The sequence below is a fragment of the Roseibium sp. genome (assembly GCF_965233565.1).
GTDB lineage: Bacteria > Pseudomonadota > Alphaproteobacteria > Rhizobiales > Stappiaceae > Roseibium.
The window spans coordinates 1,600,978-1,616,671 of record NZ_OZ247494.1 but is presented as its reverse complement, the minus strand read 5'-3'; the positions used below and the strand labels follow the sequence as shown (position 1 = coordinate 1,616,671).

Annotated in this window: 13 protein-coding genes; 7 read left to right on the top strand and 6 right to left on the bottom strand. The window is 60.3% G+C overall.

What is annotated here, in order from left to right:
- The first annotated feature begins 188 nt into the window (after positions 1-188).
- The 3 genes from ACO6TG_RS07680 to ACO6TG_RS07670 all read left to right on the top strand — a co-directional run bounded on the left by ACO6TG_RS07680 (position 189) and on the right by ACO6TG_RS07670 (position 3,633).
- Positions 189-1,925 carry a methyl-accepting chemotaxis protein gene (locus tag ACO6TG_RS07680; protein WP_422377633.1) on the top strand — a complete coding sequence of 579 codons (1,737 nt, stop codon included), beginning with the start codon at positions 189-191 and terminating at the stop codon, positions 1,923-1,925.
- Positions 1,926-2,199: 274 nt separating this feature from the next.
- Positions 2,200-2,502, top strand: a complete 303-nt coding sequence (clpS, locus tag ACO6TG_RS07675; RefSeq protein WP_094071888.1) for an ATP-dependent Clp protease adapter ClpS — start codon at positions 2,200-2,202, stop codon at positions 2,500-2,502.
- 132 nt (positions 2,503-2,634) lie between these two features.
- Positions 2,635-3,633, top strand: a complete 999-nt coding sequence (locus ACO6TG_RS07670) for an NAD-dependent epimerase/dehydratase family protein (protein ID WP_422377632.1) — start codon at positions 2,635-2,637, stop codon at positions 3,631-3,633.
- Between the two features lie 94 nt (positions 3,634-3,727).
- Here the strand turns inward: ACO6TG_RS07670 and ACO6TG_RS07665 are convergent, their stop codons facing one another.
- A complete protein-coding gene (locus tag ACO6TG_RS07665) occupies positions 3,728-5,218 on the bottom strand; it encodes a hypothetical protein (RefSeq protein ID WP_422377631.1) in 1,491 nt (496 codons plus the stop codon).
- Between the two features lie 206 nt (positions 5,219-5,424).
- Positions 5,425-6,327: a dienelactone hydrolase family protein gene (locus ACO6TG_RS07660; RefSeq protein WP_422377630.1), complete on the bottom strand. Its 903-nt coding sequence runs from the start codon at positions 6,325-6,327 to the stop codon at positions 5,425-5,427.
- A gap of 163 nt (positions 6,328-6,490) precedes the next feature.
- On the opposite strand from ACO6TG_RS07660, the gene ACO6TG_RS07655 reads away from it, so the two are divergent.
- Positions 6,491-6,865, top strand: a complete 375-nt coding sequence (locus tag ACO6TG_RS07655) for a hypothetical protein (RefSeq protein WP_422377629.1) — start codon at positions 6,491-6,493, stop codon at positions 6,863-6,865.
- 90 nt (positions 6,866-6,955) lie between these two features.
- Here the strand turns inward: ACO6TG_RS07655 and ACO6TG_RS07650 are convergent, their stop codons facing one another.
- A complete protein-coding gene (locus ACO6TG_RS07650) occupies positions 6,956-8,146 on the bottom strand; it encodes a DUF1176 domain-containing protein (protein ID WP_422378851.1) in 1,191 nt (396 codons plus the stop codon).
- A gap of 194 nt (positions 8,147-8,340) precedes the next feature.
- On the opposite strand from ACO6TG_RS07650, the gene ACO6TG_RS07645 reads away from it, so the two are divergent.
- Both ACO6TG_RS07645 and ACO6TG_RS07640 read left to right on the top strand, forming a co-directional pair.
- Entirely contained in the window at positions 8,341-9,645 is a 1,305-nt protein-coding gene (locus ACO6TG_RS07645) for an adenylate/guanylate cyclase domain-containing protein (RefSeq protein WP_422377628.1), read from the top strand.
- A gap of 116 nt (positions 9,646-9,761) precedes the next feature.
- Entirely contained in the window at positions 9,762-10,904 is a 1,143-nt protein-coding gene (locus ACO6TG_RS07640; protein ID WP_422377627.1) for a caspase family protein, read from the top strand.
- A 164-nt stretch (positions 10,905-11,068) separates the two neighbouring features.
- Here the strand turns inward: ACO6TG_RS07640 and ACO6TG_RS07635 are convergent, their stop codons facing one another.
- On the bottom strand, positions 11,069-11,197 hold the full coding sequence (locus tag ACO6TG_RS07635) for a hypothetical protein (protein WP_422377626.1): 129 nt from the start codon (positions 11,195-11,197) through the stop codon (positions 11,069-11,071).
- On the opposite strand from ACO6TG_RS07635, the gene ACO6TG_RS07630 reads away from it, so the two are divergent.
- Entirely contained in the window at positions 11,196-11,369 is a 174-nt protein-coding gene (locus ACO6TG_RS07630) for a hypothetical protein (protein WP_422377625.1), read from the top strand. The genes ACO6TG_RS07635 and ACO6TG_RS07630 overlap by 2 nt on opposite strands.
- Positions 11,370-12,186: 817 nt before the next feature.
- Here ACO6TG_RS07630 and ACO6TG_RS07625 read toward each other — a convergent pair.
- Both ACO6TG_RS07625 and uvrB read right to left on the bottom strand, forming a co-directional pair.
- A complete protein-coding gene (locus tag ACO6TG_RS07625) occupies positions 12,187-12,561 on the bottom strand; it encodes a hypothetical protein (protein ID WP_422377624.1) in 375 nt (124 codons plus the stop codon).
- Positions 12,562-12,740: 179 nt separating this feature from the next.
- The gene (gene uvrB / locus ACO6TG_RS07620; RefSeq protein WP_422377623.1) at positions 12,741-15,608 is read right to left on the bottom strand and encodes an excinuclease ABC subunit UvrB; all 2,868 of its coding nucleotides are present in this window, start codon (positions 15,606-15,608) and stop codon (positions 12,741-12,743) included.
- Positions 15,609-15,694: the final 86 nt, after the last annotated feature.

The following is a 15,694-nucleotide window of genomic DNA, read 5'->3' as shown; positions in this document are numbered from 1 at the left end:
CCCGGAGAACTGCATAGGCACAATTTGCGATTGTTCGCGTATTGGTTTAGTTCAGCCGGCGATACATCTATTGAAGAGCCAAAAGATGTTTAGAGAAAAGTCATCGTGATTCAGGCAAATCGCTGCCCGATTAAGACATTTTTTGGACAGTCCCCGTATTAGTGAAACAAACCTTATTGGGGGACATTATGAAGTTCTGGCAATCTGTGAAATTCACCACCACGGTGCCAATTGTCGCTGTCGTTGCAGTCGCGTTCGTCGCTTTTGCCTATATCACCTCGACCCAGCGCGTGTCGGCGGTACAGGATGCTTTCGAGCAACAGATCAGCATGAGCGCAAACCTGACCAACCAGGCGCTTGGCAATGCGATCTGGGACTTTGACCAGGATTTGGCCGCCAGCCTTCTTGCGCCGCTTCTCAACAACAAGAACTTCTCCTGGGCCGTCGTGCACGAAACCGACGACAAACCGGACACACTGGATGGCGTCTTTTCGTCGCTGATGCGCGATGAAGTCAGAACGGCCATCGAGCCGGTGGTCATTGCCTCTTTGCCAAGCGGCGAAAAGTGGGAAGAGTTAAACGAGCAAAAGAAATCGGAAAAACTGGCGGATGGCCTGGTGGGACTCATTCCTGCAGAGATGCGTGGCGAAAACGCCTCGGCCGATACGTCGTTCTTCAGCAGCTCCCGATATGAAATCGGCATCAAGCCGATCACCCGCAGCGACGGTGATCAGGTTGCGACACTCGGTTACATCTATGTCGGTTTCGATCTTGCCGGAATTGAAGCCGCACGCAGCGAAGCTCTGATGACCGCGTTGATCATCACATTGATTGCGATTGTTGCCGTGTCGTTGGTTCTGGTTGCGCTCATCCGCCGGATCACCGGTCAGATCGGAAATCTGTCTGAAACCATGACCACGCTGTCAGACGGCAACTACGACATCAACATCCCCTATGTTGAGCGCGTTGACGAAATGGGGCAGATGGCACGTACTGTCGAGGTGTTCCGGGACAACGGCCTGCGCCAGCGGGAGCTGGAGGACGAACAGCAGCAGAATATGGAAAACGAACGCCAGCGCCAGGCATCTCTCGAACAGCTTATTTCAGGTTTCCGTGAAGACAGTCAGCGACTGCTTCAGCCGGTCACCGAATCCACCGAGAACATGGGCACCATCTCGTCCATTCTGATGGATCTGTCTTCCAGCAACACGGAGCGAACGGCTTCAGTCGCCGCCGCGACTGAGCAGGCTTATGCCAGCGTCCAGACGGTTGCCTCGGCCTCCGAAGAGCTGTCTGCCTCGATCGGTGAAATCTCGCGTCAGATCGCTGAAACAAGCGATGTGGTGTCGTCTGCAAATGCCAAGGCAACTTCGGCGAACGAACAGGTGGCAAGCCTTGCCTCTTCGGCTCAGAAGATCGGTGCGGTCCTGCAGCTGATCCAGGATATTGCCGAACAGACCAATCTCCTGGCGCTGAACGCGACCATCGAGGCCGCGCGTGCCGGTGAGGCCGGCAAGGGCTTTGCTGTTGTTGCCGCCGAAGTCAAGGAACTGGCGACGCAGACGTCCAAGGCAACCGAGGAAATCTCCGCCCAGATCAATGCCATTCAGGGCGCGTCTTCCGACTCTGTTGCAGCGATTGAAGAGATCGCCAACATCATGGTCAAGGTGAACGAGTTCACCACCTCGATTACCGCGGCTCTCGAGGAGCAGGGGTCTGCAACCGCAGAAATCAGCAGCTCGATCCAGGAGGTTGCCTCCGGTACCCGCGAAATCAGCGAGAACATGACCGGCGTGAAATCCGCCGTGGACGACACATCGCAGTCTGCCGGCGACGTATCGCGCACCTCTTCGGAGGTGGCCGACAACACCCGCCAGTTGGCAGAGCGCATCGACGGTTTCCTGAATCAGGTCGCTGCAGTCTAAGTTACTGAACTTCAGAAGCAATTGAGACCCTCGCGCCTGGCGCGGGGGTTTTGTTTGAAAACGTGACCGTGTTTGCCGCAATCGTCATGTTTTCTTCGATTTCGCAATGCACTATAGTGGCATCACAGCAGGCCGGTTGGAGACTAGGTCGGACAGCTACCGCCCACTCATCGCAAGGCCTGAGATAAAGGACCGGCAGTGAATGCCGGGGACAACAGGACCCCAGGTGAAATCGCTCGACGCGACCCATGAGGCGATAGCTTAGGCCAGTGCCATGAGTAACATCGATCTGAAACCGAGACTGAAGCAGAAGACGAAGGTTCAGAAACCGAACCTCTACAAGGTCATTCTGCTCAATGACGACTATACGCCACGGGAATTCGTCACCCTGATCCTGAAGGCCGAATTCCGGCTGGACGCCGCGCAGGCGGAGGTGGTGATGATGACAGCGCATCAGAAGGGGGCCTGCGTTGTCTCCGTCTATCCGAGAGACGTTGCAGAAACCAAGGCAACCCGGGCGATCGATGCAGCCGGACAGCTCGGTTACCCGCTGCAGTTCACCGTCGAACCGGAATAGGTGCTTTCAGGACACGTTTGTTGTTTGCAGGCCCGGGTCTTCCCGGGCTTTTGTTTGTTCTGCAGAACAGCGCTGGCATGAATTCTGCTGTGAGACCGGGGAACGACCGCGCCTCTCAGGAATTGTGCCAATATGGAACGTGAAGAAACGTCAGCTGCGTCTAAACAGGACAACTTGTTTCGCAAGGTGGTGATCACCGGTGGCCTTGGATTCATCGGTTCGCAAGTGTTTCGACGGGTTTCAAGACTTGAGAGCGTCGCGGAAACCGTAATCCTGGATCGTGTGTCCTATGCCGCTGATTTTCGCAGACTGGCTCCGGCCGGCGAAGCAGGGGAGCTGCCGGTCATTCGCGGCGACATCCGGTCCCGCATTGACGTCGCAGCTGCCCTTCACGAATGCGATGCCGTCATTCACCTGGCGGCGGAGACACATGGTCCCCGGGCCTATGCGGAACCGGATCTGTTCTTCGACGTCAACGTCGCCGGAACCGAAACCCTGCTCAGCGAAGCTCTCAAAGCAGGGGTAAAGCGGTTCATTCACGTCAGTTCAAGTGAGGTCTACGGCCCTGCGCTTGATCCCCTGCGCGAAGAGGCAGCGCTGCGCCCTGTAACGCCCTATGCCTCGTCTAAGGCCATGGCGGAAGAAGCCGTGATGATGGCCGCTCAGCAAGGGCTTAACGCAACCATCCTGCGGCCGACCAACGCCATCGGGGCCGGGCAGAACCCAGAAAAGCTGTTTCCACGCTTTGTCATGCGTGCCTTGCTGGGGCAGCGTCTGACGATCGAGGGATCCGGTCATCAGGAAAGAACTTTCCTGCCAGTTGGCGATCTGGCCAACGCGATCGCCCTGGTTCTCACTGCGCCCATCCAGGACAATCTCGGTGTCTACAACGTGTCCGGGGCCGAAGACCTGACCGTCCTGGACGTGGCCGATCATGTCTCCGAGGTCACCGGCAGAAGCGCCGGGCGCCACTTTCTGCGCGATCGGCTCGCGAACGCCGCGGCCTGCAGGATCGATGACACCAGAATTCGCGGCCTCGGCTACAGGCAGTCAGGCAGCGTCGATGCCGAGTTGCGGGCTCTCCGCGATGTCTATTGCACGCGAGCCCGAAAGTTGCGCGCTGCCTTGTAGCACAGTCGCAATCCACGCCTGACCGGGTTTTTAAAAAACAAACCCCCGGATTTAGGGTCCGGGGGCGGATTGCTCGTTGTGTCTGCGACTGCAATCAATCGCGCAGTTTCACGACCTTGTCGTCGCCGCCGCTCGGTTTGTCATCATCCGGACCGTTGTCTGCATCCGGATCCATGGTCAAATCGTCGATATCCATAGGTTCCAGGTCGCTCGACAGGGGTTCGGTGATCCCGAGATCGCTGGCCGGATCCACGGTCTCGGTCAGACCGAGTTCTTCTGCCGGGCCTCTGCCTTCCATCGCCATCTGGTAATTCGCGATCACCGACTTGAGCTGAACGATCTGCTCGTTGGCGGTGTCGACCTGGATCTTGTAACGCTGCAGACGCTTGTTCTCTTCGATCAGGTCTTCCAGATTGTCGGCAAATTTCTGGTTCTGGTTGCGCTGGTGATTGAGGTCCGTCAGGGCCGAATTGTAACGCAGGTTGAGTTCACGCAGCTTGGCGGTGGTCGCCATCAGCTCGTTGCGGTCTTTCTCGTGGTTTTTCTGGGCGCTGTCGAGCAGGTGCTCGATTTCCTGCATGCGCTTCAGAAGATCCCGGCTGCGCTCCTTCAGCGTGGAGTTCTCGCGCGCCATTTCCTGCAAAGACTGCGCACCGATCCGGCGCTGGGAAGAGAGGTTCTCGATTTCCGCATTGAGCGCATAAACCTCGTTGTCGTGCTTGCGCTGTTCTTCCTCCAGCCGGGACTTGGCATAGACCAGTTCCTGGTTGGCGACGTCCAGATGAGACTTCAGGTCGATATTGTCGTTGCGGAATTCGCCCAGCTCACGCTTGACGGCCTCCAGCTCGCTGGTGACCTGGTTGTTCTTGCGGACCTCGTCTTCCAGAAGCTTGGCGCTTTCAGAGAGGTTCTGCTGGAGTTCCTTCTCGCGGTGACGGACGGCCTCCAGGTCGGATCCGAGGCTCTCAGCGTGTTTCTCAAGGGTTTCGAATTTGGCCTTGAGGTCGTTGAGCTGACCGGACAGATCGGCCACCTGGGAATTCGCTTCGACCAAGGTAGCACTCTGGAGCCGGTACTCCTCGTTGACCTTCTTGTTGTTGTCGCGGATCGAGACAATGTCGTTGCGCGCCGTTTCCAGGGCGGTGCGGGTTTCCGTTGCGCGCTTGCGCAGGGAATGGACTTCCGCCTGGGCGTCTTCCAGCTGCGTGGTCAGCGTCTTGACCTTGTGCTCGGCATCGAGCAGATCGGTCGAGATTTTCGCATTTTCCGATTTCAGCCGGACTTCGGTTTCAACGCTTGAACGGGAGACTTCGAGAAATTCCGACATCATGCGAATGGATGTCTGGCTTTCCATGGCGAAAGCCTGCATCTGCTCGAAGGTTTGATTGAGACCGCCGACCCGGGACTTGAGCCCGTCCAGCTGGTTCATCTTCTCCTGCATCTTCAGGGCGAAAGGCGAAAGCTGCTCGACATTGGCCTTCTCGGAGACTTCAGGTGTCTCCGGGGCCGGGGGTGCCTCTGTCCTGGTCTCGACCTGCTGCTCCTGACCGTCGCCCGGGCGCGAGGATTTCGAGAAAATGCCCATTCCTGTCTCCTGACTTCCGCGCCGGCGCCGCCCGGCGAAAGATACGCAATACGTTTACTCTTTCTTAACCCATGAGGGCGTGCGAATTCAACGACTCACACAAATCGGCCTGCAGAATACATCGGCAAGTGTTACCCCAAAAAGACAGATATCCCCGGCATTTTAACCATTTTGACGATATGGTTAACCGGTCTCCTTCCAGCGACCTATCTCAGATGCCGGTCCAGGAACTGCCGAATTTCCCCTTGGGCCGCTTTTGCGGCGGCCGGATTATACCCGAGCGTGCCGCCCCCGGCAGCAAACCGATCCGGATTTATGACAGCAGCTTCGACGGCTCTGGGCGCGCCAAAGGCCGCTATGTCAAAGCCGTGCACTGCGTTCTCCAGAAAGACGGCCCTGACCGGATGCTCATCCGATCTGCTTTCGGCGGCCACGCGATGGCAGACCGTGTTGTCGACCCAGTCGTCCTCCTTGCCGGAAACGATGAGGATCGGCCCCATATGAGGACCGCGGGCAAAGGAGCAGAAAGGGTAAAGCGCGACACCGGCAGCAAATTTCGCCTCGAAAAACTGCGCAAAGCCTTCATATTGCAAGGTGCTGAGCGGGATCATTCCAAGACGCGACCAGGACATGATGGCAATCCTGTCGGCGTCGATCTCAGGCCGGTCTGCCAGGTAAAGCAGGGCACCGAGCGCTGCCAGCGACCCGCGTTTCCAGTCCAGCGCCGGAATTTCGGCATCGTCCGGTACAAGATCCGGTGGCTGGCACCGGGAAAAGGAAAGGGTCGCATAGCCCCAGTTCTCGAGCTGGTCGAGCCAGGGAGCGTAGTGGGCCGCGTCATGACAGGTCCTGATCACAACGACCGCGGGATGCGGCCCGTCGCCCTTCGGCAGACGCAGGTCACCAGAGAAATGACCCTGGGATAGGTTTGTGGCTGTTGTCTTCAGACGTTTCTGCTGCAGCGGCGTCAGCGGAGCGCGCGGCAATTCGAAAGTGACTGTCTGCGCGACAGCTGATCCCTGCACGAATTTGGTCGGCAGCATCAGCGGTAAAAGAAACAGGGCGACTACAAGCGCGGGCAAACGCCCGGACAGCAAAATCTTCGTCATTGGTTCCTCCATGGTGTCCTCCGCTCTTATCGGCAGATTTGACCATGGTCCGAACAGTGCCGGGCTTGCCGCCCGGAATCAAGCCTCGCGCCGGAAAGCTCTTTGTTCCGGCGCCGGACTATGCACCAATGGCAATCGACCTTCGTTCAAGCTGGAGAAACCGATGCAAATGCGACTTGTGGCCCGCCTGATTGTCTTCCTGCTCGGGTTCTGCCTGGCCGGGACAGCGTCTGCCTATCAGCAGTTCCTGACCTACCGCATCGCCGGCAAGGACATTCTTGCGATCACCATGGCAGACCATGTTGATGAAGACCCGGCTGCCATGACGTTGAAGGTCGTACCGACCGGCGGCATGAGCGACGAGATCCTGATCGAGTCCGATGGTGGTCTCGATGAGTGCAAGACCCAGCTGGAATACATCAAGGGCGTCGATGGCGCCTATGCGGAAATCGTCATCGACATGAATTCCACCACCATGAACGGTGTGCTCGTCCTGCAGTGTGCAACCTTCTACGGACTGTTCCAGGAAGGCCGGTAAGACGAGGCCTTCGAGTTTTGGGGTTCGCCTGCGCTCACGCTGATAGCTTCGGTTACCTGACCTCGGCTATCAGCGTTCTGGCTCAAACCCTCAGCCACCCATTTCGTCGATGGTCCAGCTGAGCGGCCAGGCTTCGGGCGGGCCGCCAACGCCGTCGCAGTTCCCCTTTTCCAGGTACTCGATCAGGATGTAGTTGCCGCTTTCGGCTTCCATCTCGTGTCTTTCGAAGGCGCCGCAATCGTAATTCGGCGAATAGTAGGTCGTGCCGGTGACCTGGCTCGTCGCCGGATCGAAGAAGAGGTTGTTGACCAGCGCGTGATTGGGCTGGTTGAACCCTGGAGGGGTTTCGAACTCCTTCCACTCGTCAAGCGAGGGATTAAAGGGAATGTGGATCGCCATGTAATAGGGCACGTTGGCATCGGCCATCTGGCAGGGGACGACCCAGGTCTCGACATCGCCTTCGGCATAGAACTGCGCGCCGAAAGCCGGCACCGTTTCTTCCAGCTGACAGTCGAGCGTGCGGTACCCCATCATCTGGACGCTGTCGGGGATCTCGCTGACGTTATAGACCAATCCGCGCGGACCGGCCGCCAAGTCCTGGGACGGCATGACCGGTGGCGGCAAGTCATTGGCCGGTGCTGCGGGGGCAGCGCTGGACGCTGTGTCGCGGGCGCTCGCCGCATTCGACGCAGCTGCATCGTTGGAAGCCGTCTGGGACTTGCGTTTGGTGGCGGGCCGGGCGGCGGCCGACGCATTGGCCGAGATGCCGCTGTCCTTGTCCGACGGCAGGCCACCCCAGGCCACAATGGCGTCGAGCCGGCCGACGCGCCCCTGTTCTTCATCGATTTTCAGCAGCGCATGGGTGATGCCCTTGAGCGAAACCCAATAGGTGAGGGTGCCGGTCGATCCGCCGAATTCGATCTGGATCGCCGCATCTTCACCCATCCGGAGCTTTTCCATCAGGTCACGGTCGGCATCGCCGCCAAAGGTCATCTCGTTGCCCTTGTAGACCTTAGAAACCTTGCCGAAATAGCCGTAATTGTCCTCTTCGAGACTTTCGATCTCGATGCGCGCAGGCAAACCTTCGGAAAGGGCGGTTGCCGGATCGAAGGTGACATAAACCTGGCCATCCGCCTTGGCGCTGCGTTCGATCTTCAGCCGGAAAGCTTCGCCGTTGGAGGCTTCCCCATCGGTTTCAGCAATGCAGTAGTTTTTCGCGTTGCAGGAGACCGACCAGTCGCCGAAACTGGTTTTGGGCAACTCGGCGGACGCGCCGCTCACAAGTCCCAATGACAAACCCACAAACCCTAAACTGCGATACACCGTGTCAGCCCCCCTCTGGCCTTAATGCGACCTGAGCCGGTCGCCAAAGCCAGCATGCCGCTGCGATCCGTGAAGTCAATTGGTACTTCCGCTGGGGGCAGCCTACACTCTGCCCAAACATGCCTTATCTACCGACGGGTGAGCAGCATTTCATGACCCAGGCCATCCCCCGGACCGCTCCGGACACAACGCGGCTATTGAAGGCAGAGCGCCGCGGATTACGCCTTGCGATCGTTTGCCGGACGGTTGCAGTCGGTGCCGCTTTTCTATGGGTTGGCGGTTCCTGGCTCGCCTTCGGCTTTTACCCCAATCCTTTGATCTTCCTGGTTCTCGGCCTGTTCACCGCTGTCGGCATCGCGCATGCCAGCGTGATCGGCACGCGGTTCGATCGCTGGTGGATGAAATATACCATCTACACGATCGACATTCTGGCCATCTGCACAACCTTCGCCTTTCTGCCCGTGATCCAGGGAGAAGACGTGCCGCAGATCCTCGCCTTCCGTGCGTATGGCATCTACTATCTGTTCCCGCTGGTTGCCATGGCGACCCTGTCGCTGTCGCCGCGCCTGGTGCTCTGGGCGGGCGGTGTGGCCGTGGCGGGCTGGTTCGCCGCGTTCTTCATCGCGATTTCCGGTATGGAACGCAGATTGTCCTGGTCAGACCTGACGCCCGGCGCAACGCGCGCCGACTACGAAGCCCTGTTTCTGTCTGCCGATTTCATCGGCCGGGGGAACCGGATCGAGGAAACCGGTTTCCTGATGATTGCGACCCTGATCCTCGCGCTGGCAGTGGCGCGGGCGCGCCGCGTGTTTCTGGCGCAGGTCGCGGCTCAGGCCGAGCGCGAGCAGATCGCGGCAACCCTCGGCCGCTATGTGCCCGAAGCCATTGCCAAGCGCCTGATCGAGGATCCGGAAGCCTTGACCCCGCAGGAGCGGCCCGCCGTGATCCTGGTGATGGATATTGCCGGTTTCACCAGCTACTCGGCGGGCCGCCCGCCAACGGAAGTGATCGAACATCTGAACGACTTTCTGTCCGGTTGCGCAGAAAAGATCAGCCGTCACAGTGGGGTGGTCATTCAGTTCACCGGCGATGGCCTGATGGCCGCTTTCGGCACGCCGATTGAAAGCGACAGGCCCGAGCAGGAGGCGGTTGCGGCCGGCAATGCGCTTATCGGCGAAGCGCAGGCGGCAGGTTTCGCCATCCGCATCGGACTGGCGGCGGGCCCGGTTGCGGCCGGCAGCATCGGGTCTTCGGACCGGCAGGCCTTTACCGTTTATGGCGATACCGTCAACCGCGCGGCGCGCCTGGAAGCTCATGCCAAGGTGCTGGGGCGGGCCGTGTTGCTGGATGCCGCCCTGGCGGAAAAGCTGCCGGCCAACCAGCTGGTCGCGGAGGGGCCGCAGCAGCTCCGCGGTCTGAAAGTGCCGGTTGAGGTCTATTCACTCACCATGCCTTGATCAGAAAATTTCCCTAACGTCATTTTTATGAGCCGCTTGCGCGCACTCGCGCTAGACTGTGCCGGATTGAGAGAGCGAGCTCTCCCTGCAAAGATCAGTCGGCCGAGGAGGCTGGAATGCTGCAAGCTGTCGGAGTTCTATTGGCCTTGGTTTTCTGGGTCGGTCTGTCGGGAACGGTGCACGCGGCCAGGACCGCGCTGATCATCGGCAACAGCGCCTATCAAAGTGTTGCGCCATTGGACAATCCTGTGCGGGACGCGGATCTCGCTGCCAGGACCTTTGCCGCGCTCGGCTTTGAGACGGAGGTGGTGCTGGACGCGGACGCGGCCACCATGCGGGCTGCCCTTAAGGACTTCAAGGCCAGTGCCGCCACGGCCGAGGTCGCGGCGATCTTCTTTGCCGGACATGGCGTTCAGGCAGACAATATCAACTATCTGCTGGCGACCGATACGGGCGCGGAAACGCGCGAGGTGTTCCAGCAGACGGCCGTCCGGATGGACGAGTTGCTGGAGGCGCTGTCAGTGGCCAAGGGCGTCAAATTGCTGATCGTCGATGCCTGCCGGGACAATCCCTTCGAAGCGACACGGTCGCTGACCAAGCTCTTCTCCTCCGATGCAAGGGGCCTTGCCCGGGTCAATCATCAGCTGCAGGACCTTATGGTGGTCTATTCCGCTCAACCCGATCACCAGGCGCTGGATGGAGAGGGCGACAACAGCCCCTTCATGGAGGCCTTCTTCGAGGTGTTGACCGCCAAGGAGACGGTGCGCCTGACCGAGGCCCTGATCGACATCACCAATTTTGTGCGCACCAAGACCGCTGACCGGCAGCTGCCCTATACCGAAGGCACCTTGTCGGTTCATCTGGAATTCGCCCTGGAAACGCCGGTGCAGCCGGCACCTGAAGCCGCAGCCTGCCCGGGACAGGGCGATGTTCTGGCCGTGGACAAGGCTGAGCGCTACCTGGAATTTGCCGAGGGCCCGCTAAGCCTCAAGATCTCGGAGAAGGGGACGCCGCTCCTGCAACTCTGTCTGAAGGACGGCGAGATCCTGGTTCAGGGCCGCTATGACGAGCGCTTCGGGGCAGGGGATCTGCGCAACGCGGATCGCGGCGGCTCGGGCTACTATTTCGAGACAGGCGATGGCCGCGACGCGCATCTGTGGTTCTACGCCGACCCGGCAAACGCGTCCGCGGCCGCTGAAATCGGCGTTTATATCGAAGGCGCCGAAATCTCCTGGATCAACACGGCCTGGACGTTCTAGGTCCTGACATTGGCCTGATTGCCGGGTGCGGGGTCACAATTTGTGCAGGCCACAGAACGCTGCTTGGACGCTCTCGATCCAACAGAGCGCGCATTCGTTGCAAAAACCTCTGGACCCGACAACGCCCCGTCATTTCCGACATTGACAATTTCGCCGTGGCTCGCTCAGGTGGCCGCGCCGGACCGGCCGGGCATTTGGGGCTGGGCGGCGAAAAACTCCCGATCCCGCCGGAAGCCGTCCTGGGCAGCGGACCGGTGCCGGATCGTCTCGTCTGTTTCCCAGGAGGTTCCCATGCGACTGACACCCCCGTCCTTTCTCGTTTTCCTGATTTCCCTTGCGCTCTTTGTTGTCGCCGTCCTGCCGCTCGCCGGCATCGCCGTTCCCAGCATCGGCCTCTCCACCGTCCACATCCTGATCGCCTCCTGGGCGGTTCTGGCAGCCGGTGTGCTGTTCAAGGGGATCTGAGCAGCAACTTTGCGTTTGAGAGACGAAGCCGCCTGGTTGGAGACGACCGGGCGGCCTTTTTGTTGGTGCGGAATTGAAAATGAGCTCGCTGCGCTCGCGCTGATACGCTGGGTTCCGGATCTGTACGCAGCTGAGCTGCGCTGGTCCGGAATGACGGCGGAAAGGGGGGCAAACAAACCAACCATCGTCATTCCGGACGGTCTGCAACGCAGTTGCCTGTCCAGATCCGGAACCTTGAGATCGGTCGCACCCTGGGCGCGTTCACTTTTTGGTGTCGCTTGCAGTCTCGCTCTTGAGTTCGCTTGCGCTCACGCTGATGCGCTGGTTTCCGGATCGGCGTGCAGCCTTGCTGCACTTGTCCGGAATGACGGTGGAGATGGCGCAAACAAACACACCACCGTCATTCCGGATTGTCTGCAACGCAGTTGCCTGTCCAGATCCGGAGCTTGGAGATCGGTCACGCCCTGGGTGCCGTCACTTTTTTAGCGTTGCTTGCAGTCTGGCTCTTGAGTTCGCTGCGCTCACGCTGACACGCTGGGTTCCGGATCGGCGCACAGCTTTGCTGCGCTTGTCCGGAATGACGGTGGAGCGGGGCGCAAACAAATTCACCATCGTCATTCCGGACGGTCTGCAACGCAGTTGCATGGCCAGATCCGGAACCCAGAAATCCTTCGCGCTTTTGGCGCGTCCTTGTTCAATGCTGTTTCGCCCGTCGTTTATGAGTTCGCTGCGCTCACGCTGACACGCTGGGTTCCGGATCGGCACACAGCTACGTTGCACTTGTCCGGAATGACGGTGGCGAATGGAGGACGTTTGCTCACCCCCAGAGCCAGTTCACCCCGAGCACAATCATCAAAATGACGACCCCGACGGCCACCAGCGTCTGGGTGTCCGGGCCGGGGCCCTTGCCAGGCGGTGGGCGGAAGAATTTTTCGTCCGGGTCCTCGTTCGGATCGATCACCGGTTCCGGCCGGGGCTTCGGCTTGACCAGCTTCAACACCAGAAACAGGAAGAGGATTGCCATGACGATCGCCATCAGCGGCCCGACAGTGACCGCAACGCCCATGGCAATGCCGCCATTCATGTCGCTGCCTTCGATGGCAACGAAGATCGGGTACGCGGTGAAAAACGCGCCGATATAACCGACAACGGCCCCGACGATGGCACCCAGAATGGCGAGGATGGCGCGCATGAGTTGGTCTCCCCCGCAGGCTTTTGGGAAAGCTTAGTCGGTGAAGGAGATGCTGCATAGCGATTGGAGCAGCTTTTGCGACTGGGCCTTTGCTGTTGAATGCGCAGGCTGTGCCAAACCCTCTGATGTCACCCCGGACCTGATCCGGGGCCCATTCACTCCAAGAGCCCTTTTCATGTTTACTGCCCCGGCCGCCCGCTCTTCTTCGGCCGGCCACGCCGCCGCTTCTCTTCCGCCGGGTCCTCGTAGGACCCCGCGCCGATCTTGCCGCGCACCACCGGTTTCGGATCGTCTGACCCCAGCGGCACTTCGGTGCGGCCGACCGTCATTTCGTCCAGCGCGTTCTTGCGCACCTTGGCACTTGGCGAGGGCAGGGCGTTTTTCTCTCTGGCGGCTTTGGCCTTGTCCTTGGCGGTGAGTTTCTTCTTGCCGCTGGCGCCTTCCTTGGTGCCGCCGGCGCCGAATTTGCGGTCGCCGCGGTAGCCGCCGGTCTTGCTGTCGACGTCGGACTGGCGGGCCATGGCGTCGTCGGCGACGGCCAGCTCGGTTTCCTGCAGGCGCTTGATCTCGTCGCGTAGCCGTGCGGCGGTCTCGAAGTCGAGATCGGCGGCGGCGTCGCGCATCTGTTTTTCCAGATCCTCGATATGGGCCGCCAGATTGTGGCCGACCAGCGAGCCTTCCTCGGCAAAGCCGGCATCGACGGTGACATGATCCTGCTCGTAGACGCTGTCGAGAATGTCGGCGATGTTGCGCTTGACGCTTTCCGGCGTGATGCCGTGCTCTTCGTTATAGGCGAGCTGTTTCTCTCGGCGGCGCTCGGTTTCCGCAATAGCCCGCTCCATGGAGCCGGTCATGTGGTCGGCATAGAGGATCACCTTGCCGTCGACATTTCGCGCGGCACGGCCGATGGTCTGGACCAGCGAGGTTTCCGAGCGCAGAAAACCCTCCTTGTCGGCGTCCAGGATGGCGACCAGCGCACATTCCGGGATGTCGAGGCCCTCGCGCAGCAGGTTGATACCGACCAGAACGTCAAAGGCACCCAGGCGCAGATCGCGGATGATCTCGATGCGCTCCAGCGTGTCGATGTCGGAATGCATGTAGCGCACGCGGACGCCGTTTTCATGCAGGTATTCGGTCAGGTCCTCGGCCATGCGCTTGGTCAGGGTGGTGACCAGGGTGCGGTAGCCCTTGGCCGCAACCTCGCGCACCTCGCCCAGGAGATCGTCGACCTGGCTGGTGGCCGGGCGGATGTCGATGACCGGGTCGACCAGGCCGGTCGGACGGATCACCTGTTCGGCGAAGACGCCGCCGGACTGGTCAAGCTCCCAGGAGCCGGGCGTGGCGGAGACCGCGATGGATTGCGGCCGCATGGCGTTCCATTCCTCGAAGCGCAGCGGCCGGTTGTCCATGCAGGAGGGCAGACGGAAGCCGTATTCGGCCAGCGTCGCCTTGCGGCGGAAGTCGCCCCGGTACATGGCGCCGATCTGCGGAATGGTGACATGGCTTTCGTCGGCGAAAACGATGGCATTGTCCGGCAGATATTCGAACAGGGTGGGGGGCGGTTCGCCCGGCTTGCGGCCGGTGAGATAGCGGGAATAGTTCTCAATGCCGGCACAGGAGCCGGTGGCCTCCAGCATCTCCAGATCGAACATGGTGCGCTGTTCCAGGCGCTGTGCTTCCAGAAGACGGCCGTGCTTGTTGAGCTCGTCCAGCCGGTGTTTGAGCTCTTCCTTGATCGACTTGGTCGCCTGGTTCAGCGTCGGCTTGGGCGTGACATAGTGCGAGTTGGCGTAGATCTTGACGCTTTTCAGCTCGCCAGATTTCTGGCCCGTCAGCGGGTCGAATTCGGTGATCGCCTCGATCTCGTCGCCGAACATGGAAATGCGCCAGGCGCGGTCTTCGTAGTGGGCCGGGAAGAGTTCGATCGTGTCGCCGCGCACCCGGAAGGTGCCGCGCTGGAAGGCGGCATCGTTGCGCTTGTATTGCAAGGCCACAAGGTCGGCGATCAGCTGGCGCTGATCCATGCGTTCGCCGACCTCGATGGCGAAGGTCATCGCCGTATAGGTCTCGACCGAGCCGATACCGTAGATGCAGGACACCGAGGCGACGATGATGACGTCGTCGCGCTCCAGAAGGGCGCGGGTGGCGGAGTGGCGCATCCGGTCGATCTGTTCGTTGATCGAGCTTTCCTTCTCGATATAGGTGTCCGTGCGCGGGACATAGGCTTCCGGCTGATAATAGTCGTAGTAGGAGACGAAATACTCGACCGCATTGTCCGGAAAGAAGGCCTTGAACTCGCCATAGAGCTGGGCGGCAAGGGTCTTGTTCGGTGCCAGGATCAGCGCCGGGCGCTGGGTGCGGGAAATCACCTGGGCCATGGTGTAGGTCTTGCCCGAACCCGTGACACCAAGCAGCACCTGGGTCTGCTCGCCGCCCTCCATGCCTTCGACCAGATCGGCAATCGCAGTCGGCTGGTCGCCGCGCGGTTCATATTCGGATTTCAGAACGATCTCGACGCCGCCTTCCGATTTCGGCGGGCGTTCCGGGCGGTGCGGGATCCAGGCTTCGCCGTTCTTGTGAAGCGGGTTGCCGCTCTCGATCAGCGCGGACAGGGCCTCGACCGTGGCGGTGGCGCCCTGGTTGCCGGTCAATTCGCCGAACTTGCTTTCCTTGGCCTTCTTCTTGTTGGCCTTCTTGTGCTCCTTCAGCTCGGCCTCGAGCTTTTCCGCCTCTTCCAGCGAAATGTCGAGCCCGGCCACGGGATTGAGCCCGCCCGCCGCCCGTTCGCGCACGCTGTCGGCCTTGCCGATGGAGGTGCCGCGGGACGACTTGGTCGGTTTGGATTTTTTGGCACTCGTGTTCGCAGCCTTTTTCGCTGCGGCCTTTGGCGCGGGCTTGTCGGCTTCCTCGGAAATCTCGGCGGCCCAGTCGCTGATGGAGCCGCTCAGGGGCGCTCCTGACAGCGGTTTTTGCGGGGCTTCACCGAAGCCGCTGGTTTCGTCGCTGGCGGTGTCGTCGGCGGAAGGATTTTTCGGGCGCTTGCTCATCAGCGCAATATGGTCCGGTTGCGCGCGCGAGGGAAGGGGTCTGTTGCGGCTTTGTTCCGCTTTACGCCACTTCCTGTCAGTCTCCT